Annotated in this window: 23 protein-coding genes; 12 read left to right on the plus strand and 11 right to left on the minus strand. The window is 36.1% G+C overall.

The window, feature by feature from the left end:
- Window positions 1-6: 6 nt before the first annotated feature.
- A complete protein-coding gene (locus F936_RS12790) occupies window positions 7-1,026 on the minus strand; it encodes a hypothetical protein (protein ID WP_005047867.1) in 1,020 nt (339 codons plus the stop codon).
- A gap of 403 nt (window positions 1,027-1,429) precedes the next feature.
- On the opposite strand from F936_RS12790, the gene F936_RS12795 reads away from it, so the two are divergent.
- The 3 genes from F936_RS12795 to F936_RS12805 all read left to right on the plus strand — a co-directional run bounded on the left by F936_RS12795 (window position 1,430) and on the right by F936_RS12805 (window position 4,003).
- Complete coding sequence (locus tag F936_RS12795) at window positions 1,430-2,140, plus strand: AraC family transcriptional regulator (protein ID WP_003650972.1); 711 nt, start codon at window positions 1,430-1,432, stop codon at window positions 2,138-2,140.
- 92 nt (window positions 2,141-2,232) lie between these two features.
- Entirely contained in the window at window positions 2,233-3,150 is a 918-nt protein-coding gene (locus tag F936_RS12800) for a 2OG-Fe dioxygenase family protein (protein ID WP_005047871.1), read from the plus strand.
- Window positions 3,137-4,003, plus strand: a complete 867-nt coding sequence (locus tag F936_RS12805) for a DMT family transporter (protein WP_005047873.1) — start codon at window positions 3,137-3,139, stop codon at window positions 4,001-4,003. Before F936_RS12800 ends, F936_RS12805 begins: the two co-directional genes overlap by 14 nt.
- A gap of 64 nt (window positions 4,004-4,067) precedes the next feature.
- On the opposite strand, the gene F936_RS12810 is transcribed toward F936_RS12805, so the two are convergent.
- The 3 genes from F936_RS12810 to F936_RS12825 form a co-directional block, all read right to left on the minus strand.
- Window positions 4,068-4,646 carry a TetR/AcrR family transcriptional regulator gene (locus F936_RS12810; RefSeq protein ID WP_005047875.1) on the minus strand — a complete coding sequence of 193 codons (579 nt, stop codon included), beginning with the start codon at window positions 4,644-4,646 and terminating at the stop codon, window positions 4,068-4,070.
- Window positions 4,647-5,391: 745 nt separating this feature from the next.
- Window positions 5,392-5,625: a hypothetical protein gene (locus F936_RS12820; RefSeq protein WP_003650968.1), complete on the minus strand. Its 234-nt coding sequence runs from the start codon at window positions 5,623-5,625 to the stop codon at window positions 5,392-5,394.
- A gap of 235 nt (window positions 5,626-5,860) precedes the next feature.
- Window positions 5,861-6,952 (minus strand): DUF6670 family protein, encoded by a 1,092-nt coding sequence (locus F936_RS12825; protein WP_005047880.1) that lies wholly within the window; start codon window positions 6,950-6,952, stop codon window positions 5,861-5,863.
- A 391-nt stretch (window positions 6,953-7,343) separates the two neighbouring features.
- Between F936_RS12825 and F936_RS12830 the strand changes: the two genes are divergently transcribed.
- Complete coding sequence (locus tag F936_RS12830; protein WP_003650966.1) at window positions 7,344-8,102, plus strand: HD domain-containing protein; 759 nt, start codon at window positions 7,344-7,346, stop codon at window positions 8,100-8,102.
- Here F936_RS12830 and F936_RS12835 read toward each other — a convergent pair.
- Window positions 8,092-9,123 carry an AraC family transcriptional regulator gene (locus F936_RS12835; RefSeq protein WP_003650965.1) on the minus strand — a complete coding sequence of 344 codons (1,032 nt, stop codon included), beginning with the start codon at window positions 9,121-9,123 and terminating at the stop codon, window positions 8,092-8,094. The two genes, F936_RS12830 and F936_RS12835, sit on opposite strands and share 11 nt — an antisense overlap.
- Window positions 9,124-9,322: 199 nt before the next feature.
- Window positions 9,323-10,333, minus strand: a complete 1,011-nt coding sequence (locus F936_RS12840; protein ID WP_005047882.1) for a DUF6670 family protein — start codon at window positions 10,331-10,333, stop codon at window positions 9,323-9,325.
- Window positions 10,334-10,681: 348 nt separating this feature from the next.
- Here F936_RS12840 and F936_RS12845 point away from each other — a divergent pair, with 348 nt between their 5' ends.
- Window positions 10,682-11,302, plus strand: coding sequence for an NUDIX hydrolase (locus F936_RS12845; protein WP_005047885.1), 621 nt, complete (start codon window positions 10,682-10,684; stop codon window positions 11,300-11,302).
- Window positions 11,303-11,370: 68 nt separating this feature from the next.
- On the opposite strand, the gene F936_RS12850 is transcribed toward F936_RS12845, so the two are convergent.
- Window positions 11,371-12,534 (minus strand): MFS transporter, encoded by a 1,164-nt coding sequence (locus tag F936_RS12850; RefSeq protein WP_003650960.1) that lies wholly within the window; start codon window positions 12,532-12,534, stop codon window positions 11,371-11,373.
- On the minus strand, window positions 12,531-13,721 hold the full coding sequence (locus F936_RS12855) for a serine hydrolase domain-containing protein (RefSeq protein WP_003650958.1): 1,191 nt from the start codon (window positions 13,719-13,721) through the stop codon (window positions 12,531-12,533). The genes F936_RS12850 and F936_RS12855 overlap by 4 nt, the downstream gene beginning before the upstream one ends.
- A 116-nt stretch (window positions 13,722-13,837) precedes the next feature.
- On the opposite strand from F936_RS12855, the gene F936_RS12860 reads away from it, so the two are divergent.
- Complete coding sequence (locus F936_RS12860; RefSeq protein ID WP_003650957.1) at window positions 13,838-14,725, plus strand: LysR family transcriptional regulator; 888 nt, start codon at window positions 13,838-13,840, stop codon at window positions 14,723-14,725.
- Between the two features lie 215 nt (window positions 14,726-14,940).
- On the opposite strand, the gene F936_RS12865 is transcribed toward F936_RS12860, so the two are convergent.
- Window positions 14,941-15,540 carry a TetR/AcrR family transcriptional regulator gene (locus F936_RS12865; RefSeq protein WP_003650956.1) on the minus strand — a complete coding sequence of 200 codons (600 nt, stop codon included), beginning with the start codon at window positions 15,538-15,540 and terminating at the stop codon, window positions 14,941-14,943.
- Window positions 15,541-15,720: 180 nt separating this feature from the next.
- On the opposite strand from F936_RS12865, the gene F936_RS12870 reads away from it, so the two are divergent.
- Genes F936_RS12870 through F936_RS12880 form a run of 3 tightly spaced genes read left to right on the plus strand, consistent with a single transcriptional unit; the run spans window position 15,721 to window position 18,592 of the window.
- Window positions 15,721-16,773 carry a sugar phosphate isomerase/epimerase family protein gene (locus tag F936_RS12870; protein ID WP_005047889.1) on the plus strand — a complete coding sequence of 351 codons (1,053 nt, stop codon included), beginning with the start codon at window positions 15,721-15,723 and terminating at the stop codon, window positions 16,771-16,773.
- Window positions 16,774-16,794: 21 nt separating this feature from the next.
- On the plus strand, window positions 16,795-17,694 hold the full coding sequence (locus F936_RS12875; RefSeq protein WP_005047891.1) for an alpha/beta fold hydrolase: 900 nt from the start codon (window positions 16,795-16,797) through the stop codon (window positions 17,692-17,694).
- Window positions 17,678-18,592 (plus strand): alpha/beta hydrolase, encoded by a 915-nt coding sequence (locus tag F936_RS12880; protein ID WP_005047893.1) that lies wholly within the window; start codon window positions 17,678-17,680, stop codon window positions 18,590-18,592. The genes F936_RS12875 and F936_RS12880 overlap by 17 nt, the downstream gene beginning before the upstream one ends.
- A gap of 121 nt (window positions 18,593-18,713) precedes the next feature.
- On the opposite strand, the gene F936_RS12885 is transcribed toward F936_RS12880, so the two are convergent.
- Window positions 18,714-20,660 carry an acid phosphatase gene (locus F936_RS12885; protein WP_026055573.1) on the minus strand — a complete coding sequence of 649 codons (1,947 nt, stop codon included), beginning with the start codon at window positions 20,658-20,660 and terminating at the stop codon, window positions 18,714-18,716.
- Between the two features lie 152 nt (window positions 20,661-20,812).
- Complete coding sequence (locus F936_RS12890) at window positions 20,813-22,183, minus strand: putative bifunctional diguanylate cyclase/phosphodiesterase (RefSeq protein ID WP_035359004.1); 1,371 nt, start codon at window positions 22,181-22,183, stop codon at window positions 20,813-20,815.
- A 474-nt stretch (window positions 22,184-22,657) separates the two neighbouring features.
- Between F936_RS12890 and F936_RS12895 the strand changes: the two genes are divergently transcribed.
- From F936_RS12895 to F936_RS19575, 3 genes are all read left to right on the plus strand, one after another.
- Window positions 22,658-23,164, plus strand: a complete 507-nt coding sequence (locus F936_RS12895; RefSeq protein ID WP_004642252.1) for a sigma-70 family RNA polymerase sigma factor — start codon at window positions 22,658-22,660, stop codon at window positions 23,162-23,164.
- A 30-nt stretch (window positions 23,165-23,194) separates the two neighbouring features.
- Window positions 23,195-24,151: a FecR domain-containing protein gene (locus tag F936_RS12900; protein ID WP_005047900.1), complete on the plus strand. Its 957-nt coding sequence runs from the start codon at window positions 23,195-23,197 to the stop codon at window positions 24,149-24,151.
- Between the two features lie 68 nt (window positions 24,152-24,219).
- Window positions 24,220-26,763, plus strand: a complete 2,544-nt coding sequence (locus tag F936_RS19575; protein WP_005047902.1) for a TonB-dependent siderophore receptor — start codon at window positions 24,220-24,222, stop codon at window positions 26,761-26,763.
- Window positions 26,764-26,814 lie beyond the last annotated feature (51 nt).

The raw sequence follows: 26,814 nt of genomic DNA on the forward strand, positions 1-26,814 counted from the left end.
TGGTAATTATCCTTTAATTAAATAATTCGTACCAACGACCAAATGATGTCTGTGATTACTAATATCATCTACATTTACGGTCTTCATCATCCATCGCGTCCAAGCTGCTTCTGGATCATTTAACTCAATAATCTCTTTACCATGTACAGAATAATTATTAGCAACAGCTATAAAGTCACCTGGTAACATTTGAACTCTTTTTTTCATGCTGTGCATAACTGCGATAACTTTATCTATAAGTCCTTGATGAACTGGGCTAACTGCAACCGTTCTATTCTCAAAAAAACGGATATCATAATCACCACTAAAAATAGGATGTTTGTCTGCTTCACCAACATCATATTTTCCATCTAAGACAGTCAAATCATCAAAAGGAGTATAAAAATTTGGGCTTCTAAGTAATGTAATTTCTTCTTCTGAAAATTGATTATATACATCCAAATTTCTCACAAAGGTAGTACACACTGAATTTTCGATTGGCGATCTTATCGAAAGCATATGAACATAATCTGGTCTTACGAAATGATTTGCCAAGTCTTTATGAAAATTGATTGATTGATATGCTTTTTGAGATTGCGTGTTTTGAAGTTTTTTTGATGGATAAATATCCTGAAAAACATCTCCGTTGTTAACATTTACATAGCCAATTGCTGTACTAGATGACAAATGTGAAATTAGAGCTAAACAAGCTTCTGAAATAAAGGTTTTCTTTAATTCATATTTCGACAATACTGGTTTTTCATTATCAAAAACTGGAACATTCTCATCGTATGGCATATTTTTAATAAAAAGGAATGGTTTTTCTATAAATGAGCCATTGCTAAATTTTTTAAATACACTAACAAACTCTTCAAAGTTATTTAGCTCAAGTATTTTATTTTTTATTCCATCTACCTGAATAGAAAATGCTTCATATTGTTTATAAGGATCAGCTGTTATTTCAGAAAATAAATTTTCTAAAATAAATTTTTGTTCATTAGTTAGAATATAATCTTCTTCCATTTCACATATTGTATTATTTTTCATATTAAGCCTACTTTAGTGTTGTTAGCTCAAAAAAGAATATATAAATTTTCTTAACATTTTGTTGTGAAAAGCTTGTTTGTTTTGCCAAAAAGTTAGTCATTAAAAAAATTTTTTACTTTTCACACAATTAAAAATAGTTCATCTTATCTTAACAATTATGTTTTATAAGCCTTATCAATTTTTTTTGGGAGCATACTGAATCAGGTATAGACAGAAACATAAAAAATGGTTATGCAAACTTCACTTAATTAAATATTTTTTATTTATATATAAAGATAGTAGATTTATTGAATAAATTATGTTTAATAGACAAGGTCAGTTAACTAAAATTTTAATTTTATTATTCAAACTCTATAGTTAACGAGTAATTATTATTTAACCATCTTTTAACTTTTTATATCTTATGGAACATTCAATAAAACTTTCTGTTAGAACTTACACACAAATGATTCATGGACATGATCATCCTTATCACCAAATTCTTATACCAATTTTTGGGAAAATTGATCTTCAAATCGATGGTTGCTGGATAAATATTTCATATGGCAAGGCAGCTGTAATACGTAAAAATTTATTTCACCATTTTAAAGCTGATGAAAAATTTCGTTTTATTGTACTTGATCTAAATTGCCTACCAGAAAATATTTGTGACAAAAAAGTTTTTACTTTAGATGAAAGTCTATTGAAGTACATTTCATTTGTTGATGAAAAACTTATGAATGATCACAACATAAATCTAGAAAAATCTATGTCTAACCTATTATATGAGCTTTTAGAAAACTTGAAGTTTAAAGGTGAACTAGATACCAGAATTTACAAGGTAATCAATATCATTTCTGAAAATATTAACCATCAATATAGTTTAGATGAGCTTTGTTCAATTGCTCACTTAAGTAAAAGCCAGCTCAAAGTTCTTTTTAAAAAAAATATAGGATTATCCATAAGAGAGTACTGTAGTAATGAAAGAATGAAAAAAGCTGTGAGCCTTTTAGTTAATACTGACATGCCTCTAACTATCATTGCAGCTCATTGTGGATATCAAAATTTGTCAGCTTTCTCAAAGAGGTTTTCTGAATACCACGGAATCCCTCCTACAAAATATAGAAGCAAATAACTAGCTATTTGACAAAATAAACAAGCTTTCCAGTAAAAACATACATGAAAAACTATTTAGTATTTCTAAAGTTCTTATGGGAATACAATATTATGAAAGTTATTGAGCATAAAACTGATTTATTAGATTCTATAAAAAAATTAAAATCTATCTACCAAGAAAATAAGGTGATATTTATAGATGGAAAAAGAGTAAGTGAACTTTTAAAGATGTTGGGCGCGAGTGAAAATGATATTGAGAAGTTGCGATTTGTTAGTGATAATTTAAAAAAAGATCCTACTTTAAATTTTAGAGAATCCAGAAGTGGTCGTTTTGTATTTGATTTTAAAAGAAATACTATCTATAGAACTGAATTTCAACCTTTTATTTTATCTAAACAAGAAGATTTCGTGCGACATGACTCTGGGAAAATACGACATTTTTATGGTATAAGCGAAAGCCTTTCTGATAATTCAGCCTTTCAGGCCCTATTAAAATTAAAACACCTCCTTATACAAAATATTTCATTTTCTCCTAGACCTCACCTTGATTATAAGTCTAAAGATTGGGTGACTACAGTTTTCCATCTTAGAACGATTACTGATAGTCAAACTGTAGGTGAACCAGCTTTAGAAGGTGTTCACTCAGATGGTGTAGATCATACTATGACTGTTTTATTTGGTCATAATAATATGGGGATAAATAGTGCAATCTCATATATTCATTCAATGGAGCAAAAGACAAGTATAAGCACAAAAGAAGCAGATCCATCACATATTTTAGGGCAGTTTCAACATTGGGATTTTTTAGATACTTTACTTATAGTTGACCATGAACGTAAGCACAGTTTAACTGCTGTTAAACGTTTAGATGAAAGACATAATGCAACAAGAGATATGCTTATATTGTTTACCCGAAAACCTACTTTAATGACACATATTTCATATCAATTTGACTCTAAAGAAGCTCATCCAGATTATCCAGTAGAATTTCTAGCCTATCATCAAGGAAAACTCCTTGAATCAATCTAATTTAACTAACAAGTTATTTCCTGTAATCTTTTTAATTATTTGGAGCTTGGGTGCAATTTTCACTAAACTTGGATTGCACTATTCTTCGATTTGGAGTTTTCTATTTTTAAGATCTTCAATTGCCTTAATTCTACTATTTTTAATTATAATTTTTTATAGGCAAAAGAAGGACCTTTTTCCAAAAAAAGAACAAATATTTAAAATCATATTTACTGGTCTTTTACTTCAGTTTTTATATTTAGTATTTTATTTTTACTCAATTAAAACAGGCATTTCACTAGGCCTAGTAATTTTAGTTCTTGGCACTCAACCGCTATTAACTGTTTTCTTCAATATTAAATCACTAACTTTATCAAAATTTTTATTAGTAATAATTAGCTTTGCAGGATTATTTATCACAGTTACAAGTTATAAATCTTCCAATAATTTCAACTTATTGGGATTTATTTTTTCTTTTATCGCACTTTTATCAATTACAACAGGTACATACTTACAATCAAAAATTCACTCTAACATTTTATCGGCTTTAGCAATACAAACATTTATTACATGGTTGTGCTTTTTTATAATAATTTTATACAGTGGATTGCACGTAACATGGAATATTTCTTTTATAGCATCATTACTTTGGATGGGTGGTGTTGTCTCTGTTATTGCATTTCTTTTACTAAATTACATGCTTTCAAAAAATACAGCAGAAAATGTCAGTATGTTATTTTTACTTCTCCCTATATCAACATTTATATTGGACGCTATTATATTTAAAACTCCCTTCCCTCTAACTTCAATGATTGGAGTATTGATAGTAATGGTCTCAGTTTTTATATTTCAAAAAAAGTTTCGTACTAACTAGAATAGACTATTTTAAAATCTCCTATAGTCTACTCTAGTTCTTTATTTAAATATTCTATAATGTTTCAGTCAATTCTATTCCTACTAACTTTATACCCATCCCAAAAAAAATACTCAAGCAACCGCTCTCTTTCATCTGGTTTGTTGGGGTCTAAAAGCTGAACCATCGCACCATCAATCACGAACAAAAACATGTGTGCATCTTGTTTTGAAGCATTTGCATTGGTGGTTAAAAGCAAATTATAGATTTCATTAATGAACCAGTTTCGATAGTCAATTACGGTCTGATAAGCCTTTGGATGTGTTTTCGAAATTTCAAAAATAGCTTTAAACGGCAAATGGTAAAGCCCTTCTAAGTCGGCATGTAAAAAGTAAATCTTGCGCAGTTTTTCAACTAGAGTTAATTCTTTTTGAATATAGATAATTGAAATTACCTCTTGTTTCAGGCCATCTTTTTGAAAAGTTAGGCTCATTTCAATCAGCCTTTCTTTTGAATGAAAGTAGTTATAAAAAGTCGCTTTTGGGATTTTTGCCGACTCAATAATTCGGTCTACCCCAACATTGTGAAAGCCGTATTTATTAAAGAGAAATCTTGAAGTGTGAAGCACGCTTAAAGCACGAAATGGTAGGTCTGAATGTGGCATAGTTTTACCGTTATAAAAAATTATTGTTGTATATAAATGAGATATAAAAACCTCTGCCCTTTTTGGGAGAAAAAAAGGCATAGCAAAGCCCATAAAGACTGTGCGTGGCACATCTCAAGTTTTATTGTTGATTAAGTTTTTGGTCGTGACGATTTAAAGCTTGAAAAGCCTATAGCCCATCAAACTGCTCTAAAAGTTTAAGTTGTGTCGTTATAGCTTTTGGCAGAGGCTGCCAAGAAATAATGAATGTGCAAAGCCAACTCCTTTTTATTTGGAGTTCTGCCAAAACATTATAAATTATGGTGGCAGAACGAAAGAGGGTTAGCAGACTGGTTTCGACTCCAGCACACCCGAGGGTGTCCCTCTCCCGTCCTACCGCTACGGGAGGGAACGAGATGTGCACACAAAACTATTCCTCAGAAGAAATAATCCTGATGTGGTCGAAAAAACGGTCTGCTAAAACCGACTGGCAATGTAGGCCAGCAGGCAAAGAATAGTATTCAACCCTCTTTCAGTCAAGCACACGAAATGACAATCGTATTAAAATAGATCATTAAAAAGTAAGGATAAATAATTGAGTTTCACTTACGCTTTCATATAATTATTGATTGTATAGTCGTGCAAATTAAAAAATCCCTCACATGAGAGATTTCCTATAATCAATTCTGTTTGATAGGCTCAAGTAGATCGCGAATATCTTTACTTTTTATATCAGTAACTTTAATCATTACCTTTTTTTTACTTATCATTCAGATCCATCTAGTCTAGCCTGACGAGTTTCTGTTAATTCTGCATGTAGTTTATTATATTCGTCACGTGTGATATGACCTGTCACTAATAAAGTGCGTAATGTGCCATAAAGAAAGCCAATATCATAACCCAAAGCATAATCACTAACTTTATCTTCTTTAGATGAATTTCTAATGCCTTCAATACCTTGATTTAACCAATCTAATGCATCTTGTGTAGAGTATTCCATAATTCATAGATCTATATTAACAGCCCAAATATTAATAATGATCTATCTAATAAAGCAAATATAAATATTAAAAAATCTCTATTTATACTATTAGATGATCGCCCCACATGAATACGCTTTGGACCAATTTTCCTCACCCAAACTCCAGCAAAAAATATTTAAGCAAGCGTTCTCTTTCATCCTTAATAAAGTCGGTTTCTGAGTAAGATAAAAGTGTAACTTTTCAAGTGAGCCTCTATCTGCGGTCTATATATTCTAGGTAGCCTCTACCTACGAATGGCTGATCATAAAATTTACCTTGCCATGCATATGAAGAAACAAAACCAGCAGCTAATCCAAAACAATATGGCGTGTCTACATGTGCTGAAATATCTAAAACTTTTTGATTATTGTGATGAGCAATCCAGCGAAAAGTATTTGGTAAATTCATTGAAAAATTATCAGGAGTAATCTGTGGTTCTTCTTGAAGACTGGTGACTTCAAAAAGTATATCTCCGTTGTATTGAATTGACGTTCCATCTATATGACGATAGTAAACAGAAGTCAAAATTGGTTGGTCTTCATAGCAAATAAAAGCCAACAATAACTGCTGTTCATGATCAATATTAATGACTTGATAACTAAAAACTTTTACTGGAAGTTGTATATTCTCAACTAGCCATTTGTTTTTTAGCATTGAGGTAGCTATAGCTTTCCATGATTCAAGAGTACATAGCCCCTGAATCCTCTCACTATTCCCCTTTTGCTTGATATGGCCTTCATAATGCATTAGCACACTAAAGTGCTTATAAAAGTCACTATAGGCAAACCATGAAATAGCTTTTGTAGGTTTTAAATAAAGTTTTAGCTCTAAGTCTTCCCTTTTCGTAATTAATATAAATCCATCACCGTCCTCGTGCATGACAGTTTGATTGTCAAAATTAATAGCAAAAGGAGTTTGATTAAACTTGATATCATTTTTAATTGAAAAAGTTCTATAAGCTTCCGACGTTGTCGATAAAGCAGTTCCATGTACCAAAGAAGCTGTATCACCTTTGCCATCTTTAGACATTTGATAATTAGTATCTGTAATCGTAAATCCTACATAACCTAAAACTGAAGCCCATGATAAGTATCTAAATGGTTCAGGTAAGTCGGGTATCATGATTCCATAATGTGTACTACCAAAGCGTTTGTACAAAGTATGAGAAGTGAGTTCAAAATCTTTTGGCAATGTCGATTGCCGCTCTGGTGTAACAGCTCCTAACAATGCCCCTGAAAGCTTAGCAACTTTTTGATTGGCTTTGTCCTTAAGACTCTTTGGTAATCTATGGCTTGAGATTAGCATTATTTAAGATCCTTTATTTTTATCTGCTTAAAAGATTGAGTTCCATATTAGAACTAGATGATTTCAAGTTGAATGTTAATAAGGGACATTTTATCTTACACACACCTCCCACCTTTAAAATAAAAAATAAAAATCAATACTTTAAAATTAATTTCAACTAACTTATCACCTTTATAGCTTATATTTTCAATCCGATTTTCCCCATAACTTTTGATCAATTTAGGTCTATAAATTATTAAAAAGTAAGGATAAATAATTAAAATTTATTGTTAAATTGGGGTTTATAAAAAGCTTATCAATCAAAGTTCTATCGGTATTTTAAAAGATCCAACTTGCAAAAAATCATCTATGATAATATTTTAGAGCAATTACTCTAAAATGAGATCTACTAATGAAAACTATAAGAATTGGTTCATATAACTGGATGCAAGCTACAAATGGTCAGCTCAGCTTCAAAGAGAAAATTAAGTTAATTCAAAAAATTATGCTGCCGAGTATTAAGGCCTCTATAAAAATAAATTACTTTCGGTTTAAAACTTCCCATGATTTTGATATCGATCAGATCGTAATACCAGATACTCAAATGGTTAAAATCGCACTTGATGAACTAGAGGCTAAAGCAAGTATATCTATCTACAATCATTCATGGCGGACCTACTTCTGGGGAGCTGCCTTAGGCAATATACAAAAACAGCAATTTGACCATGAATCACTTTTAATAGCCTCACTTTTTCATGATATTGGCTTAACTGAGCAACATATTCACAGTAAAGGTTGTAATTGTTTTACCTATGAGAGTGCTAAACAATTTGAGCTAAAGGCTAAAGAACATAGCTTTGATGAAAAGAAAAGTGAAGTTATTAGAGATGCTATCTGCTTACATATGAATGGCTATATAGATCATTCTGACCCAGCAGAAATTACTCTATTACAGCAAGGCGCATCCTGTGATGTGATTAGTGATGGTCTATATAGACTTCCCCTATCTTTTAGAAATGAAATTTTAGAAAAATACCCTAGAAAACAATTTAATAAAGAATTTATTGAGCTTATTGCTTTAGAGAGAAAAAGTGTTCCAAATTCACGGACAGGTTTATTATCTGAACTTGGTTTACCGCTCATGATTAAGGCAAATACATTTAAAGAGTAATAATCTTTTTACTTTTGCGTTTCCGATATTGTGAAGGAGTTTCACCAGTCCAATATTTGAACGCTCTAGAAAAAGCTGAAGGCTCAGAAAAGCCGAGCAAGTAAACCACCTCATCACTTTTTAACTGTGTGTTTTCTAACAAATCACGTGCAAGCTTTTGACGGTATTCATTTAATACTTTTTCATAGCTCGTACCAATTTCTTTTAAGTCAGTTCTTAAGGCTTTTGAAGTGATATTGAGTGTTTTAGCAATATCATCTATTTTAAAATTTCCTGATTTTAGTTGATCTTGAAGAGTATTTTCGATTTTAAAAACCAGTTCATGCTTTTCTATCTGAGTTAAAGATTCTTCAATAATAGTCTCATGAATTTTATTTAATGTTTTATTAGCTGCCACAGAAGAGTCATTTAAAGTATCGGCATTAAATTTGATACACCCTTCAGGCATATTGAAATATACAGGACATCCCCAGATCTCTTGATATCGCTCTGCATCAGCACCTTCACGATAAGTCAGCCACACTTCTAAGGGCTTAAATTTTTCATTAGAAACATGTTTTAAATATGCTAATAAAATTGAGATCGCACATTCTAAATAGTGCCGAATAGAATGCTCTAAACCAATCAAGTAAGCATCCTCTCCTTTTACCTCAAGCTTTAAAACATCAAATGCACTGGTAAATAGATGATAATATTTTATTGCTGTATTTAAACCTTGGCCGAAAGTAGAACTACTTAAAAATACATATTCAAATAAATCGCCACGTAGTACAGGCATTCGCCCGCCTACGACTAACCCAATATCTTTATTACCACTGACCTTTTCAGCAACAGCCCAAAATTTCTCTTGAATACGATTGTCATATCTTACGTTTTTATCTGGTATATTCAGTGCATGCTCTAAAAAATTAACACTTGAAAAAATAGCATCTGTATCTAATCCCATGTCTTTCATTGTTAAATAAGTTAGCCAAGGAAAGATGCCCGCATCACTACGAATTTTTGATTCTTTTATAGACATGCTCACAATTACAAACTCAATCGAAAACAAAGCAATGGCTGAGTAAAATACCACCTAACTAAGTTAACAATAAAGTTTTTATTCAGTATGAACCGTAAGTTTATAGCTCTTATACATGTAAATGTTATTTTGAAAAACGCCCTGACCCGATGTAAAAAGCAGAGCGTATTGAAGACAAGTGCTTGATTAAATTTTAAGATTATTTCGGGTCTATGTATTCAATATAGGCTCTACCTTGTATTGGTTTCCCTTTAAATAGCCCATTATATTGGTAACTTCCCGCATAGCCTCCCGCCATACCATACTTAAAGTCACGGTTAGTAATACCATCAATTTTAATGAGAAGATTTCCATGATCATCATCCACTTGCCAACTAAATTTATGTGGTAAGCGCATGCTAGTTCCATCTGGAGTCGTAACTCTTTCAGGTTCATATTCGTGAACAGTAGATTTAAAACCACGAGAATAAATACCCCCATGGTCATCTAGCGAGCGCACATAGACTCTACTTTGCAACGTTAAACCTAATGGACCGAACGTATCCACAAATAAAACTTGGGTCTTTTCATCAATATTCAAAATTTGATACGTAAAAAAGTTAAGTGGAAGATTAATATTAATGGCACGGGCATATTCGTAAGTACATAAACCCTTAATTTCTGTTTTTACTCCCGCTTGCTCTACATATCCTTGGTAGTCACATAGCAAAGCCCAATGATCATATGCTCCCCCTACAAGATTAGCGAAGTGCGCAATTTTATCTGTTGCTCGAAGCTTTAAATCAAAATTAAAGTTGTGACCGTCACGGTGAGCATGAAATTCGGGGTATGTTCCTTCAATAGTTACATCATTGCCAAACTTTAAGTAGCTACCATTGGTCACTAATGTGCAATCTTTTTCTACACTATAGCCATTAAAGTGATCAGGGGTTCCAGTAGCTGTACCAATTAAAACGTTAGCCGTATCTATATCACTTGTCTTGATTAAATGTTGATTTCGAAATAGCTTAATTTGAGGTTGTCCCACGACCACAATAATATTTAGGAAATTAAAAGGTTCAGGTAAATTTGGAATCATAATTCCATAGTGAACACAGGTATATTTTCCTTGCGGTGTACTAACTGAAGTATCTGGATTAAAAGATTTACTATTTACTAAACCTGAACGATCAATATTATTTGTAATTCTAGCTGGCAATGAAAAGCGCATATATTCCTTCCTCAACAACAATGATCAGCCATTTTTGATTTCAAAAGGGCTGTACCTGTAAAGCAACTCCTAGAGGAATAGTAATTTCATTTTTTCTTTTTTTTTTGACATTGCTGTACTCAACCACAATCACACTATGTCAATTTTTTAATACACTAAAATTCTAACTTTCTTCAAATCCATAACTGTTTGAACGAAACTTTGGTATGAAAAAGATGAATAAAATTATGTTCATAAAAAACCTCTTCAGACTTCACTTGAAATTTCAGTTAACAACTGTTTTATAGTCCTTAGCCTGAGTATGCCTTACCATAGCTAAAAGATATAAGCTTGAAGGCATCTGTTGCAATGAATGACTCAGTTAAGTGGTTAGAAACTTTAAATAAAATTACTGGTATTGCTCAAACAGGTTTACATTATTCAAAAGATGTTTATGACAAAGAACGTTATGAACAACTCTTAGGACATATTGAATATTTGTTAGAATTAAAAGAAATCAAAACAGAAAAATTTATTGATAACGTACTCCAAGATGTAGGTTATGCCACTCCAAAACTAGATGTCAGAGCAGTTGTTTTTAAAGAAAATAAATTATTATTAGCAAAAGAAATTGGAGATGGACGATGGTCTGTTCCGGGTGGATGGGCGGACGTGGGTTACTCAGCATCGGAAAATGCTGAAAAAGAAGTTCTGGAAGAGACTGGTTTTCGAGTTAAAGCCATTAAATTATTGGCTTTAACAGATAGAACCAAGCACTCCCACCCTCCTATGTTTTTACATGTGTATAAAGCTTTCTTCTGGTGCGAAATTATTGATGGTGAACTAACACCAAGTATTGAAACACCCGAAGTTGGATTCTTTGGTAGAGATGATTTGCCACCTATTTCTACAGCACGGGTAACAGAAGAACAAATACAGCAATTCTTTGATTATTTAGAGTCAATACCAGACGTTACTCAATTTGATTAATTAAAAACTCAATATAAGGTAGAGCTCTTATATTTGGAGTTCTGCTTTCATAATGGAATATGTCGTTTTTAGCGAAACCCATATTGTTTAGCTCGCCAAACTACAATGAATGTAATAAATAACAATATTAAAAGTACTAAAGGAAAAGTGCTCACTCCGAAATTACTGAGTAAGAAGCCACCAATAATTCCCCCGCCAGCAATAGCGATATTCCAAACAGTCACTAACATCGACTGAGCAATATCAGCCATATTGGTTGTAGTCTTCGCTAACGCAGTTTGAAACAATGTCGCAGCACCACCAAACGCGATCCCCCAAATTCCGATTGCCACATAAACGATAACCGCATAATTACCCATGACCGCAAGTAAAAGAGCGGAAAAGCCAAATAATATGATGCTAGTGAGTGTCAATAGGCGTGAATGTTGGTCAATCAACACACCTGTAATGAAGATACCTAATAATGATGAACAGCCGAATATGAGTAGAATGATGTCCGTATGTTCAACTAAATGAGCAATTGATAAAAACGGAGCTATGTACGTATATAGAATATTGTGTGCCAGAACAAAGCTTAAAACAGTAAATAATATAGGCCTGACCCCAGGCAAAATGAACACCTGATTTAAAGATATACGTTTAGCCCTAGGCTGCCCCTCAAAGTCAGGTAATGTTAGGCCCCCCCACACGACTAAAATAATTGCAAAAATACTCATAATACCAAAAGCCATTCGCCAACCGAACAATTGACCAAGGTAAGTACCTGCTGGCACACCTAGCGATAAAGCCAATGGTGTTCCTAACATTGCTATTGCTATCGCACGCCCTCTTAAGTGTTCTGGTGCCATTCGTGTTGCATAACCAGCTAACAACGCCCAAAGTAAGCCAGCTGAAATACCAGCCAGAAATCGAGCTGCCATTGTTAAAAGATAACTTGTAGATAGCGTTGTAATTAGGTTCGTGAGAGCAAAACCCAATAGAGCAATTAATAACAATGGCTTACGTCGTACACTCTGCGTAGCATTAGTTAATGGAATGGCTGTTAATAAAGACCCAATTGCATATATCGTAATTGTTTGTCCTGCTAAGGGTTCAGATATATTTAAACCCAAAGCTAATTGAGGCAATAACCCAGCAGGTAAGGCTTCTGTCAAGATCGTAATAAACGCTCCCATAGCAAGAATAAGTAAAGGAACGATAGGCAATCGATCATTTGAATGTGAATTACTCATTCAATTATCCCTACAGCTTTATAGACTGCATCTCGTAGATCTGTAACGAAACTTCCAGACATGCCTTCATAAAGTGTGTTTGTAAATGCGATGACACTCAGATTATGTTTTTTATCGACAAACCATGAATGACCGTAAGCGCCTCCCCAACGCCATGTTCCCTCTGATTCTGGTGATAGCGCTTGCTGAGCGTTCCTTAATACTGAAAATCCGAGACCAAAACCAAAGCCCGGTGCATTAGGTAACTCATAACCACCCGTTTGATCTTTTGTCATTTCAGCGATTAATTCAGTGGGTAAAAATAATGAATCATCCTGACGAAGAGCTTCTAATAAGCTAAAAAAATCCTCAACGGTTCCGGCCATTCCTGCGCCACCTGAGAAAAATGCTTGCGAATTAAAAATACGGCGTGGACTAAAATTAATTCCAACACATCCTTCAAATGGTGAAACAACCTCTTCTTCTAATAAAATATGAGGTTCAGGACTATCACTCACATAAGCAGTTGCTACATGTTGGTTATCTGGTACAACAAAACAAGTATTGTTCATTTTCAATCGATCAGTGACTAACTCTCTGACCGCTTGATCTAAAGGCTTGCCATATACTTTTTCGATTAATGCACCTAATACATCTGTTGCTAAAGAGTATCCCCACTCTTTCCCTGGCTCATAGAGTAAAGGTACGGTAGAAATTCGACGTACGTTCTCTTCCAAACTAATATCGGATGAATCCATACCATCCGATACGCCTGCTTGCGAATATGTACCACTGCTATCTGGTTCAAGAAAACGATAATTTAAACCTGCCGTATGACTGAGTAGTTGGCGTAAAGTAATCGGTACAAACTTTCCATTTTCTAATTTAGGCTGAAAAAATGGTAATTGATGATGAATGAATTCATCTAAGTTCAGTTTATTTTGAGCAACTAAAACTAAAGCAGCGGTTGAAACAATAACCTTACTCACTGAAGCTAAACGGAAGACTGTATCCGTTGTCATTGATATTGATCGCTCTCGATCAGATAACCCCAATGCTTCACGATGTATAACTTTCCCATGTTGAGCCACAATAACCGCAGCACCTACTAACTGGTTATTATCTATCGCTTTTTGAACAACATTTTGAACGAGGCTTAAAGAGATCGATGGTACGGTGTTATTTGATACGGACTCTTTAGAAATCATAGTAAAAACTTCTTTTCATATTCGAGATTTATATACTAGGAAGTCTCCTATTAAAGAAAAAGTCGGTTATAGTTCCTTGTTATACGGAAGTTATATTCCGTAATGAGGAGAAAAAAATGGATAGCCTGAATGGTTTTACAGTGTTCGTTAAAATCGCTGAGACTGGAAGTATTGTGGCGGCAGGACGTTCATTAGGAATTTCAGCTTCTGCTGTTGGTAAGAGCTTGATTCGCCTTGAAGAAAAGATTGGTGTACGACTTTTTCATCGTAATACACGTAGTATTAATCTGACTGCTGAAGGAATATTATTTTTAGAACGTAGTCGACGGATACTGGCTGAAATTGAAGCAGCAGAAATGGAGTTATCGCAAGCAATCAAGTCTCCACAAGGACGATTACGTGTGAGTTTGCCTTTAGTAAGTTCACTCGTATTACCTATACTGGGTGACTTTATGCAGGAATATCCAGAAATAGAATTAGATCTTGATTTTACAGACCGATTGGTAGATGTGATTGAAGAAGGATTCGATGCTGTTGTTCGTACTGGTATTCCAACAGATTCACGTTTAAAAGCCTCAAAACTGGGTACTTTTAGACAATTACTCGTCGCCTCTCCTGCTTATTTACTTCAACGTGGAAGACCCACTGTACCTGCTGATTTATTAAAACACTCTTGTTTACATTATCGATTTTCTCATAGCGGCAAGCTTGAGAAATGGCCCCTAAAAACAACCGAAAACGAACCAGAGTTACAACTTCCTATATCTATGATTTGTAATAACATTGAGACACGAGTTTGTTTTGCGCTAAAAGGGCGAGGAATTGCTTGTTTGCCAGACTTTTCTATCAAAGAATTATTGAATACTAATCAATTAGTTCAAGTATTACCGGAGTTTGTAGATAGAACAGGCGTATTTAATATTCTCTGGCCAGCAAGTAAACATCCATCCCCGAAAGTTCGAGCATTTGTTAATTTCTTATCTCAACATATGTTTGAGAAATAAAGAATATGATGTGCTAGATAAAGACCTATTTGTCAAAATTGACGGACAAGACGGGTAACAGGTAAAGAGTAATCTTCAATATTGTTTTATTTCAAATAGATTTTTCTGTATCACCTCTTTAGGTGTGACCTTCGTTTTTAATTTAAAAAAATAATAAGTTTTATGCTTTAAGCATTTAATGATGACTTATTTTCATTAAATTAAACCTCAATTCACTAAACACTCACAACATATTGATCTAGATTCTTTAATGCAAAATTAATGACCAGAGAAAGCTCTTCTTGCGAATATCCATCTCTTGCTTGAACAGATAATCCATGCAGAACAAGTGCGTAATATTGCCCTAAAGTTTTAGGATCAGCCTCTGCCACCAATTGTCCCTCTGATTTTGCCTGAACAAATCGATCAACCAGACTCTGACCCCGTGCAATGCGCTGTGCTTTCATCCAGTCTAAAACAGCTTGGTTCTCTTCGCCAAGCACACTCGCTGCTGACACGACCATGCACCCATACGAGTGATTGGCTTGCGTGTAAAGTGCTAGCGCATCTTGAAATAATTGGCTGATGGCATCTTTAATATTTTTTTGCTTTAAAGCATTTAACGCAAAATTACCTTCATTTTTTTCGTAGTGATTTACGGCCTCTCTAAACAAAGCCTCTTTAGAGCCAAATGCTTTATAAATTCGAGCTGAGGCAATCCCCAAAACCTCAACTAAATCTGACATTGATGTGCCTTCATAGCCGTGAAGCCAGAAGAAATCTCTCGCTTTTACGAGGGCTTCTTCTCGATCAAACTCTCTTGGTCTGCCAGCCATAATGACCCTTCATCAAATTCAGTACGTGTTTTCATTATTATTCGAAAAAAATATTTTCACAAATAAATCAAAGAGATTTATTCAAAATAGTCCAGTTTTGTTTTGATTTTCAAATAAAAAGTTGTTTTTATCCAAAATTCAGCCTATTGTTTGTCGATCGACAACTAATTAGGTTTTATTATGAAAACCATCAAAGGCCCTAGTATTCATCTTGCTCAATTCAGTGATGATGTTTTTCCTTTTAACCGCCTAGAAGATATTGCTGCTTGGGTATCAGGCCAAGGCTTTGAAGCGGTACAACTTCCTGCTTGGGATAAGCGTTTATTTGATGTCAATTTGGCAGCAGAAAGCCAAGATTATTGCGATGAAATATTAGGTACTTTAAACAATCATGGCTTAAAAATTAGTGAGTTAACGACTCATATTTTTGGTCAGTTAATGGCTGTGCACCCTGCTTATGACTCAATGTGCGATAACTTTGCCCCCTCTCATTTGCATGGCAATTCAGCGGCTAGAACCGAGTGGGCAAAACAGCAAATGCTCGCTTCAATTCAGGCATCTGCCCGCTTAGGGCTTAAAGACATGGGGACATTTTCAGGCTCTTTGGCGTGGCCTTATGTATTTCCATTTCCTCAAAGACCGTCAGGACTCATCGAAACGGCGTTTGATGAATTAGCGCGTCGCTGGCTTCCTATTTTGAATGCTTGTGATGAACAAGACGTAAACCTTTGCTATGAAATTCACTCCGGTGAAGATTTGCATGACGGCATTACATTTGAAATGTTTTTAGAGCGAACTCATAACCACCCACGTTGCAATATTCTTTTTGACCCAAGCCATTTTGTTTTGCAGCAACTGAACTATGTGGAATATATCGATATCTATAAAGATTTCATTCGCATGTTTCATGTTAAAGATGCCGAATTTAATCCAACAGGCCGCCAAGGAATGTATAGCGGCTATCAAAGCTGGGGAAATCGAGCAGCTCGATTCCGTTCTACGGGTGATGGTCAAGTTGACTTTAAAACGATTTTTTCCAAGTTAGCACATTACGACTACGAAGGCTGGGCAACGTTGGAGTGGGAATGCTGCCTAAAAAATAAGGATGATGGCGCACGCGAAGGTGCCGAGTTTATTAAGCAAAATATTATTCATGTCACCGATAAAGTGTTTGATGACTTTGCTGCTGCCCCTGTGAATCAGACTCAAATTAATCACTTATTAGGTATTTAAGGAATCGTAAGAGAACTCAACATGAAAACTCAATTATTCAATGAAAACTCATATAACGAATTCCATCATCATTACACTCACATCGAAAGTAAAAAATTACACTACGTCACCTTAGGGCAAGGTCCAGCTGTATTACTTATTCCAGGTTGGCCGCAAACATGGTACGCGTGGCACAAAGTCATGGTTGAACTGGCGAAACAGGGTTATCGAGCAATCGCAGTTGATTTACCCGGAACAGGAAATTCAGCTCCACTGGATGGAAGTTACGATACGGGGCGTATTGCTAAAATTTTATCGATGCTCATGACTGAACTTGAATACCCAACTTATTCGGTTGTTGGTCATGATATTGGGATGTGGGTTGCCTATGCGCTTGCATCTGACTTTCCTGAGTCAGTGACTCGTCTTGCGGTAACAGAAGCAGTGATTCCCGGTTTAGCGCCCGCACCTCCTATTTTTGTTGAGCCGAGTGAAAATATCTTTCTTTGGCACTTCATGTTTAACCAGACCTTAGATTTACCCGAAGCCTTAATCGCGGGCCGTGAAGATACTTATTTAAATTATATGTTTGATAAATGGTCGTGGCACAAAGATAAAGTGGCGATTGAAACTTATATTGAAGCCTATAAAATTCCGGGTCGATTAACGGCGGGTTTTAATTATTACCGCTCTATTCCAGAGACCATTCGTCAAAATAAAATCAGAGAAACTAAAAGCTTAGAAATGCCAGTTTTAGCAATAGGTGCTGAACATGCCACAGACAATGCACCTTATGAAACCATGAAAAAGGTTTCACCGCATTTAACCAGTGCAATTGTAAAAGACTGCGGTCATTTCATTATGGAAGAACAGTCAGAAACATTCAGCTCTCTCATTTTAGATTTTTTGCAGCAGGAAAAAAGCCATGCCTCTACTTGCTGAAATTGAAAACTGGCTTAAGTCCAAACCAAGTACACAAGAAATAAACTCGTTGCAAGAGCTAAGGGAACAAGTAAATAAAGACATTATTGATCAGCAAGGCATTCAACATGATGTAAGCTATCAGCACAGTTTTTATGTTGCTGTTTCAGATGATATGGAAATTGAGGTTCGTGTTTATGTTCCCTATTCACTAGAAAACGCTGAGCAACGGCCCGCTTTAGTTTTTGCTCATGGTGGAGGCTGGTGTCTGGGAAGTTTAGATGCATGGGACCGCTCGTGTCGGTTATTAGCAGAATCCACTCAACTGGTTGTGTTTTCTGTGGATTATCGTTTGGCTCCAGAGTTTAAGTTTCCAACTCCTCTAAATGATTTTTTTACGGCATTCCGCTATATCAGTGAGAATGCGTCACTGTTTGGAATTGACCGAAACCGTATTGCTGTAGGTGGAGATAGTGCGGGCGCAAACATAGCTGCCGCCTCATGTCTCATGGCAAAACAACATCCAGAAATTAAGGTAAGCCATCAACTTCTTTTCTACCCAGCCTTAGATGCCACGATGAGTAGCAATTCTTATAGCCAATACGCTGAAGGTTATGGTTTGGACTCATCCACAATGGTTTATTGCTGGGATCAATATGCGCCGCATGAAAGTGAAAAACAGAATGAACTTGTAAGTCCGTTACTCGCTCAGTCTTTAGAGGGGCTACCGAATGCGACCATTTTTATTTGTGAATATGATCCCGTTCGGGATGATGGTGAAAGATATGCTAAAAAATTGAGAGATGCTGATATTCAGGTGAACTTTCATTTATTAGATGGAATGATTCATGGTGCTATTCACATGCTGAACATTAGTCCCGAAAAGGTAAAATCTATATATAGTAAAATTCGTATGTAGATATATTTTTCCATTATTCAAACATATTGCTTAGTCGGGCCACTCTTCAGAATTGTTTAATTACACATCTGGAGTGGCCCAATCACATTTTAACTATGGATGTCGGTTATCCGAGTTACGCTTATGACACCGTGAACTTAACGCTATTATTTTGATAGATTGGCGTAATATCCTTGCCATTCAGTGTCACTTTTTTGTAGGTGCCTTGGACTTTTTTAGCTGATAACACCGTATACGTTCCTGCCGCTAAATTGTCTTTTGTAACGAGCTGCAATGTTCCATTTAAAGTAAGCGTATTTGCCACCTGAACTGCTGGAAGTACATTCGATTTAAAAGTGATGTTGAATGTGGTCCCTGCAAGCTGAGTTAAATTACCCGCAATATTAACTGTTTTAGCTGAGTTGGTTTTTAATAGGCTATTTTCATGCATATAAATATCGCCTTGACCAGCACCATGCTCAGACAATATTTCTAAACCACCTTGCTTTAAATCAATACCGCCCGTAAATGCGTTATTTCCTGTCAGTGCTAAAGTTCCCGTGCCTAATTTAGTGAGTTTACCTGCACCCGTAATATCATTACTCCATTGGTCATATTGGCTAAAGCCACCTAAACTTGCATCCATGGTCAGATTTACATCACCATCAAAGCTGCCATAACCTGCACCCGCTCTAAACAGGTTTAAGCGACCGTAGCCTTCTACGTCATCCATGACAGGATAACCCGAAGCAAGAGCAGTCGATTTCAAAACTACACGGCGCTGATCGGCAGTTAAATAAGGAAGTCTGGTTTCCAATAAAACTTCGGCCCCTTTAGGCACTGTTGCTATTTTTGTTTTATCGCCAATTTGGTTAAAACCATAGGTCATCCAGTGATTCACCTGCAGTTTTAATTTTTCAAGATCGGCAAAACGATCATTCGCGTCATACGGTGTTTTAGACAAACTATTAAACGACTCAAACGTTGAGCTATTGGTTTCTTTCATAAGCTGTGTTTGAGCTTGTAAATAAACTTCTTTTCGTTGCTCAACAGTCATGGCATTTAAGTTTGCAACATCTGCGGCAATCGACTGAAGTCGTCCGCCAATCACATCCATGGCTGAATGCATGCCCGCAATAATACGTGAATCACCCAAATCTAAACCACGCGCGATCAGTTCCTGATAACGCTGAGGCACTAAATAAGCCATTGCAATTGCATTTCGGCCAGCTTCAGCCGTGTGTCCGCTTGGGAATCCACCGTCAGTTGCAGGCGTACTACTTTTTGCAGACTCTAAACTAGGCACTACAATAACTTCAGGACTCCAACGCCACGGGCGAGCATATTTATAAAAACGTTTTGCTGACTCTGTCGATGAGTTATTCCCCATCGCTTGAACAAATTCAACGACTTTTCCAAAGTTGGTGTTTCCATCAGCCATCGTCAGCCCACTATTATTGCCTTTGTCATCATATTTTACTTGTGCAGCATCGGCTGGTACTGAATTGATTGTTGTAGTCTGCCCAGTGAGTTTTCGCCACGGATCGGTTAATGCTCCCATCCCTGTCGTTACGCTATAACTTTTCCCACGTCTATCATCTAAATAGGCACGAATAGCTTCTTCTTCTGTACGCTTATGCGTGGTCTGAATGGAATAATTAATATTGTAGTTCAATACATCCGCATTCTTTTTTGTACCGTCCGTACTGTCGCCCGGTAAACCTGTCCAGTTTGATTCGACTACGGCAGGAAAGCCATCTTTTGCCTCCGCAGACTGTCCTGCATCTACAAACAAACTTGAGGGCGTCCATACATTTAAAAATCCGCTCAGCACACGCACCCCAGCATTTGTTTCAACCGTTGCGTAACGTGCATCGCCACGTTGATTGGTCATCCATGAATCTACAATAGTGGTGATATTTGATGGGACTGGAGCAGTATCCTCAAAGCCTACGCCCTTTGGCACTGCGGGTATTCCTTGATTTGCTGCCGAATTATCATCAGAAGAATTGCTGTCATTACACCCTGAAAAAAAGACCGAACAAGAGATAAGAGAAAGTAAAAGTGTATTTATTTTAAAGCTTGACATGATGTGACCCGTTTAATAAATATTCGTATCTTCCACCATTAATGTTTAGTTGTTATTACATATCACCAGTTAATTTAAATTTATTCTAAACAATATAACTCCACTTTTTACGCTCTATGTTTCTCTAGTAAAGGCTGAAATGGCCCTTTTGCTTATATATTGAAATGTGGTACTTGTTTAAGAAAATCATTTAATGGCATTGGACATCCCCATAAATAGCCTTGAAACTCTGTGCAGCCATTGTTTTTAAAAACGCTAAACTGTTCAGCGGTTTCAATTCCTTCTACTAACACACGAAGGTTCAAATCTAGTCCAATTTTAATAATACCAGTGACTAATTTATTACTACGTTTATCATCCAAAGCTGCTTGTACAAAGCTACGATCAATCTTGATTTGTCTAATGGGCATTTTTTGTAAATAGCTTAAAGATGAATATCCTGTACCAAAATCATCAAGAGAAAGCTGAATTCCTTGTTTAGATAAGATATGCATTTTTTCGATGACGCTCACACAATTATTTAAAGCAATATTTTCAGTGATTTCTAATATGAGTCGAGATGGATTTATCTCATACTGCTGAATCAGCCCGATCACAGTCTGATCAAAGTTTGGTTGCATGAAGTGATCAGCACTCATATTGATTGAAAGTGTAAGATCTTTGGTCTCGTCTTTTTTACTCCAATCTTTTAAAACTTTGCAGGCTTGAGCCAATACCCACTCCCCAATCTCTGGCATTAACCCAAAAGTTTCAGCCGCGGGAATAAAATCTTTTGTGGGAACATAACCTAAAACAGGATGTTGCCATCGTAATAAAGCTTCTGCGCCAATTAGTATTTCAGAAGCATTGATTTGCGGTTGATAAAAAAGCTCAAATTGTTCTTTAGCCAGCGCTAAACGTAGATCTTGCACCATGGTATTTTCTGTTTGTATCTCTAATTGCATGGCATAAATCGAAATACAAATCATGAGGGTAGCAACACATGTCGCTATCCATCCGCCATGATCACGAATATTTTCCGATAAAGGTATTGCACTATCGAGTGTAAAAGAACTTCCACTAAAAAATATAAAGGATGCGATCGATAGGATAATTAAAGCGATTTGTAAAAAGCTCGGATCTCTGCGGTAATTTAAATATCCTAATATGGCTCCAGCGGGTAAAAACAAATGAGCTACCCGAGGACGATCCAATGTAGCTACATCAAAAATTAGGCAAAAAACCACAGGAAAAGCCAAAAGAACAACTTGTGATAGAAGAATACCAGCCGAAATTCGGCGTATATAAATTAAATAAAGACTAAATATGGATACTAATGTGAAAAACACATCCATATAAACAATCAGCCACATTTGTGCAAATGCGAAATATATGGTCCAAAAAAAGCAAAAGATAATGCAAATAAAAATATTTACTTTAGCAGCAATTGTAAGTTGTTGGTCCTGTATGGCACGGTAATTTTTCTTGTGTTTTTTTAAGTAAGACGGAGCAATCATAAAATCAACCGTAAAATATTTCTTCATAGGCCCCATCTTGATCGTTCATCATCCATTTCAGGATTCAATCAATAAAACTTAATGTCTTACACCTTTGTTATTTATATTATTAGTTTTTCGATCAAGTATTTTTTCCTATTTTTGGCAAAGCCCGCTTATTTAATAAATGTGGTTAAAAAACATCACTTTTCAATGACCTCTATAATTTAAAATATAACCATACAACAATACACGTCTCTACTAGGCTGGCACAAGGCTTGGATGCCAAAAGTGGCTCCCCTTCAACTCTTTTTTTCACGTCGTCAAAATGGCTGACTTATCTTTTTTAGTCCTATAAAAAAACCTGTTTCAAGCAATACCATTCATCCATTAGTTCATCCAACTTCTTACAATATATAGTTTCCATTATTGATATTAATAATAATTATCATTACTATTTAAGAATATCTTAAATGTTTGTTTAATTGTGCTACTCATTACCAATTTGTGGGCTCCTCTGCTATGAACCTGAATGTAGATAAACAAGTATGGTTTAGCCAAATTTACCGTTCTCAGCAAACCACGCTCTTGTCATGGTTTAAACATAAACTTCAGCATCATCATCAATCTGAAGACTTGAGTCAGGAAGTGTTTTATCGTGCTTTAAAAAGTGAATATAGTTTTAAACAAATTAAAGAGCCACAAGCATGGCTAATGGGGATCGCCAAGCATGTCATTATTGACCATTGGCGCCGTCAACATATTGAAAATCTCTATCTCGATGCCCTACAGCATCTTCCAGAAGAATATTACCCCTCTGCCGAACATGAAGTTTATATTCAAGAAACCCTATATCAGGTTCATTTAATTTTAGAAAAGCTCCCCACCCGAACGGCTCAAGTGTTTTTGATGTCGCAACTAGACGGTATGACTTATCGAGAAATTAGTGAAAAAATCAATATTTCTGAGGCAACTGTAAAAAGAGATATGAAACAAGCTTTTTTGGCATGTATAGACCTTTATAATTAAACCCGTTAAACGCGCTTAAATTGCTACCCTATGTCAGATATTACGAAAATTCCTCACCATGTTTTAGATGCAGCCGCAGATTGGTTGGTACTTTTGCATTCAGGGGAAATGACAGCGTTACAGCAGCAACAGTTTGAGCAATGGAAAGCTGAAAAAAAAGAACATCAATTAGCACTCCAGCAAATGGAAAAGTTTAGCCATGGTTTAACAAACCTTGCAGGTAACTTCCCTTCCGAAGCGTTAGTCCAGTCCAATCAAAAATTTAATCTCGCTGCTAAACGCAATATGCTGTTAAGTCTTTCGGGCTTAGCCATTGTTGGTTTGTCGGTATATTTCATCCCTTGGGAAAAATGGCAGTCCGACTATCACACCAAAGTCGGTGAAATTAAAAAAGTATCGTTAAAAGATGGTTCACAACTCATTATGGCAAGTAATTGCTATATCGATATAAATTTCACACAAGAAACACGTCAAATAAAATTAATTGATGGCGAAATCTATATTGAAACAGCAAAAGATGCTCAGCATCGGCCGTTTATTGTCGAAACAAAAAATGGTCCAGTAGAAGCCTTAGGTACTCAATTTTCAGTGAGACAAGAAAGTAGCGAACAAACAAAGGTTAAAGTTTATAAGCATGCAGTAGCAATTGAACCAGAGAACTCATCTAAACGGCAGATATTAAAACAAGGTCAGCGTGCTTTTTTTGATGAAAAATATATTTCAAAATCACTCCCGCTCGATAACGATCAACCTTACTGGACGCAACAACTTTTAGTCGTAGATCAATGGCCACTACAAAAAGTATTGGATGAATTATTCCGCTATAAAAAGGGAACCTATAGCATCGATCCGGAATTGAAAGATATTAAGATTTCTGGCGTGTTTTCTCTAAAAAATCCTGAGCAAAGCTTAGAAACTTTGGCCTATAGCCATCAACTTGAACTGACCTATTACAGTCCTTATCTGTTAAATATTAAAAAAAGATAAAAAAACATGACCCTTTTTTTGATCTGGTTCGACTTATAGAGAAATACACTCTCTGTCGAGAAGACCACATGAAGGATTATCAAGCAAAAAGTAAACTGGCTTTGGCTATACGTGCAGTGCTGTGGAGTACGCCATTGGTGGTCACGGCGCTTACCACAACTTCTGCTTACGCTGCACAAACTTATAGTATTTCAATTAATCAAAGCACACTTGATCAGGCCATTAAGCAACTAGCGATTCAAACGGGTACAACCATTAGCTACGATAATGCCAGCCTTTCAAAAACAAAAAGCAAAGCGCTTAAAGGGAATTACGCTGTTGATGATGCCTTAAACCTTTTATTGCAAAGTCACCCATTTGAAGCCGTTAAAGTCAACAATAGCGGCTATAGCATTCGAGTGAAGTCTTCTCCCGCTCCGATTGAACCCAAAGTTTTTCAGTTGGAAACGATTAAAACCAAAGCAAATAGCAGTAAAGAATTTGATACGGCGGGTGGTGAAGCAGGTACAGCCCATTTAGCAACGATTCATGTTAATGCTGATCATGGCGAAAACCTAACAACCGAAGGTTCTGGTTTATATACGCCAAAAGCCACTACTGCTTCTACTGGCCTAGCTTTAAGTTTGAAAGAAACGCCTCAACTTGTCAGTGTAATCACGAATCAACAAATGAAAGATCAGAACCTGACACAACTAACCGATGTTGTCAGTCAGGCGGCGGGCCTTTCTATTAAACAAGGCGGAAATATTGGTAGTGATAATTCCCCTATTTACGCTCGCGGTAAAGAAGTAGATAGTTATTTACTCGATGGCGTGAAGCTCATGAGTTCATATGCAAGTATTTTCCAAAGTCAGGACATGGCTTTATTTGACCGTGTAGAGGTTGTGCGAGGTGCAAATGGCTTAATGACTGGTGCTGGGAGTGCAAGCGCAAGTATCAATCTGGTCCGCAAAAAACCATTACAGGACTTTAAAGCTTCGGTGAGTGCTGACATTGGTTCCTGGGATTCTTACCGTACCGATATTGATGTTTCAACACCACTTAATGAATCAGGAAGTATTCGTGGTCGTACCCTGTTTGCCTACCAAAAATCAGACTCCTATATCGACCGTTACAACGAAGAGCGTAAAGTGGCTTATGCCGTAGTAGAAGCTGATTTTAGTGACAAAACCAAAGGCAGTTTAGGTGCTAGCTATCAACAAATTGACATGACTGGCGTTGCTAGAGGTGGCTTACCTAGCTTTTATACCGACGGGACATTAATCGACTGGTCTCGCTCAGATTCAGCGGCAGCGAGTTGGACGGGTTCTGACCGTTCTACTACATCTTACTTTGCAGATATTGAACACCAGTTGAATGACCGCTGGAAATTAAAAGGTGTGGTGTCTAGAACCATTACAGATTCTGACGAAATTGTGGGCTATACCTACTCAAGTAAAGGAATTGATAAAGCCACTGGTAGCGGTGCGATGTTGTATGCAACTCGCTGGGATTATCGTCCTACTCAAGACTTATTTAATTTAACTTTAAATGGTTCATTTGATTTGTTTAATCAAACTCATGATGTAGTACTCGGCACAACCTACACAAAAAGTAAAAATAAACGTCCTACCTATTCTGGTTGGAATAACTCAGTTGACGGTAAAATGACATGGGATGGCACTCTAAAAAATATTTTTGCGTGGGATGGCAGTACACCTAACCGCCCCGAAACAAAAATAGATGGTTGGTACAGCGGAGATGACCGTAGCCAATCTATTTTTGGTGCTGTTCGTCTTAAAGCAACCGATAATCTTGCAGTCATTTTAGGCACTCGAATTGAAGACTGGGAGCGCGTAACGGGCAACCATTCAGATGCTAACAATAAGACCACCTACACAACACAAGAAGAAAGTGGCAAAGTGATTCCATATGTCGGCATTACCTATGATTTCACTGACAACTGGACTGCGTATGCAAGCTACACCAATATTTTTTCACCACAAGATAAGAAAGCCGTTACAGGTGAATACATAGATCCATTAATAGGTAATAGTACCGAGCTGGGGATTAAGGGTGAGTTTTTTGATAATCAGTTAAATGTCGGAGCTGCTATTTATCAAACTAAAGAGGACAATACAGCGATTGCATTAACCAATGTATTTGCCCCAGATGGTTCCCAAGCCTATCGAACAGAATCTGGCACAAAAAGCCGAGGTTTTGAAATTGAAGCGACAGGTAAGTTGACTGATTTATGGCAAGTTTCAACAAGCTTTAGCCGTAACTTATCAAAAGATAGCCAAGACAACCGATTAAATACTGGTGTGCCAAATAACACAGCCAAACTGTTTACCACCTATACCCTACCTTATCTTGATGAAGCCCTTACTATTGGTGGCGGTGTGCGTTGGCAAAGCGAAATTTATGAGAAAAATGCAGTCTCTGCAACGGGTCGATTTACTCAAGAAAGTTACGCTTTAGTCGACTTAATGGCACGTTATAAGGTGAACAATAATCTTATGCTCAACTTCAACCTTAATAATTTATTTAATGAGAAATACCATTTAGCGACGACAAATAGCTATTACGGCGCTCCAACCAATTTTCGAGTGGGCGTGAAATATGAGTGGTAAATAAATTAGTCGACTTCTAATAACCTTACTTCAGAGGCAAATAATGTTCTT

This window comes from Acinetobacter calcoaceticus DSM 30006 = CIP 81.8, assembly GCF_000368965.1.
GTDB lineage: Bacteria > Pseudomonadota > Gammaproteobacteria > Pseudomonadales > Moraxellaceae > Acinetobacter > Acinetobacter calcoaceticus.

Coding starts and splice junctions, on each gene's coding strand:
- F936_RS12790 (WP_005047867.1), bottom strand. CDS start 1,026: ATGAAAAATAATACAATATGTGAAATGGAAGAAGATTATATTCTAACT.
- F936_RS12795 (WP_003650972.1), top strand. CDS start 1,430: ATGGAACATTCAATAAAACTTTCTGTTAGAACTTACACACAAATGATT.
- F936_RS12800 (WP_005047871.1), top strand. CDS start 2,233: ATGAAAGTTATTGAGCATAAAACTGATTTATTAGATTCTATAAAAAAA.
- F936_RS12810 (WP_005047875.1), bottom strand. CDS start 4,646: ATGCCACATTCAGACCTACCATTTCGTGCTTTAAGCGTGCTTCACACT.
- F936_RS12820 (WP_003650968.1), bottom strand. CDS start 5,625: ATGGAATACTCTACACAAGATGCATTAGATTGGTTAAATCAAGGTATT.
- F936_RS12825 (WP_005047880.1), bottom strand. CDS start 6,952: ATGCTAATCTCAAGCCATAGATTACCAAAGAGTCTTAAGGACAAAGCC.
- F936_RS12830 (WP_003650966.1), top strand. CDS start 7,344: ATGAAAACTATAAGAATTGGTTCATATAACTGGATGCAAGCTACAAAT.
- F936_RS12835 (WP_003650965.1), bottom strand. CDS start 9,123: ATGTCTATAAAAGAATCAAAAATTCGTAGTGATGCGGGCATCTTTCCT.
- F936_RS12840 (WP_005047882.1), bottom strand. CDS start 10,333: ATGCGCTTTTCATTGCCAGCTAGAATTACAAATAATATTGATCGTTCA.
- F936_RS12845 (WP_005047885.1), top strand. CDS start 10,682: ATGAATGACTCAGTTAAGTGGTTAGAAACTTTAAATAAAATTACTGGT.
- F936_RS12850 (WP_003650960.1), bottom strand. CDS start 12,534: ATGAGTAATTCACATTCAAATGATCGATTGCCTATCGTTCCTTTACTT.
- F936_RS12855 (WP_003650958.1), bottom strand. CDS start 13,721: ATGATTTCTAAAGAGTCCGTATCAAATAACACCGTACCATCGATCTCT.
- F936_RS12860 (WP_003650957.1), top strand. CDS start 13,838: ATGGATAGCCTGAATGGTTTTACAGTGTTCGTTAAAATCGCTGAGACT.
- F936_RS12865 (WP_003650956.1), bottom strand. CDS start 15,540: ATGGCTGGCAGACCAAGAGAGTTTGATCGAGAAGAAGCCCTCGTAAAA.
- F936_RS12870 (WP_005047889.1), top strand. CDS start 15,721: ATGAAAACCATCAAAGGCCCTAGTATTCATCTTGCTCAATTCAGTGAT.
- F936_RS12875 (WP_005047891.1), top strand. CDS start 16,795: ATGAAAACTCAATTATTCAATGAAAACTCATATAACGAATTCCATCAT.
- F936_RS12880 (WP_005047893.1), top strand. CDS start 17,678: ATGCCTCTACTTGCTGAAATTGAAAACTGGCTTAAGTCCAAACCAAGT.
- F936_RS12885 (WP_026055573.1), bottom strand. CDS start 20,660: ATGTCAAGCTTTAAAATAAATACACTTTTACTTTCTCTTATCTCTTGT.
- F936_RS12890 (WP_035359004.1), bottom strand. CDS start 22,183: ATGAAGAAATATTTTACGGTTGATTTTATGATTGCTCCGTCTTACTTA.
- F936_RS12895 (WP_004642252.1), top strand. CDS start 22,658: ATGAACCTGAATGTAGATAAACAAGTATGGTTTAGCCAAATTTACCGT.
- F936_RS12900 (WP_005047900.1), top strand. CDS start 23,195: ATGTCAGATATTACGAAAATTCCTCACCATGTTTTAGATGCAGCCGCA.
- F936_RS19575 (WP_005047902.1), top strand. CDS start 24,220: ATGAAGGATTATCAAGCAAAAAGTAAACTGGCTTTGGCTATACGTGCA.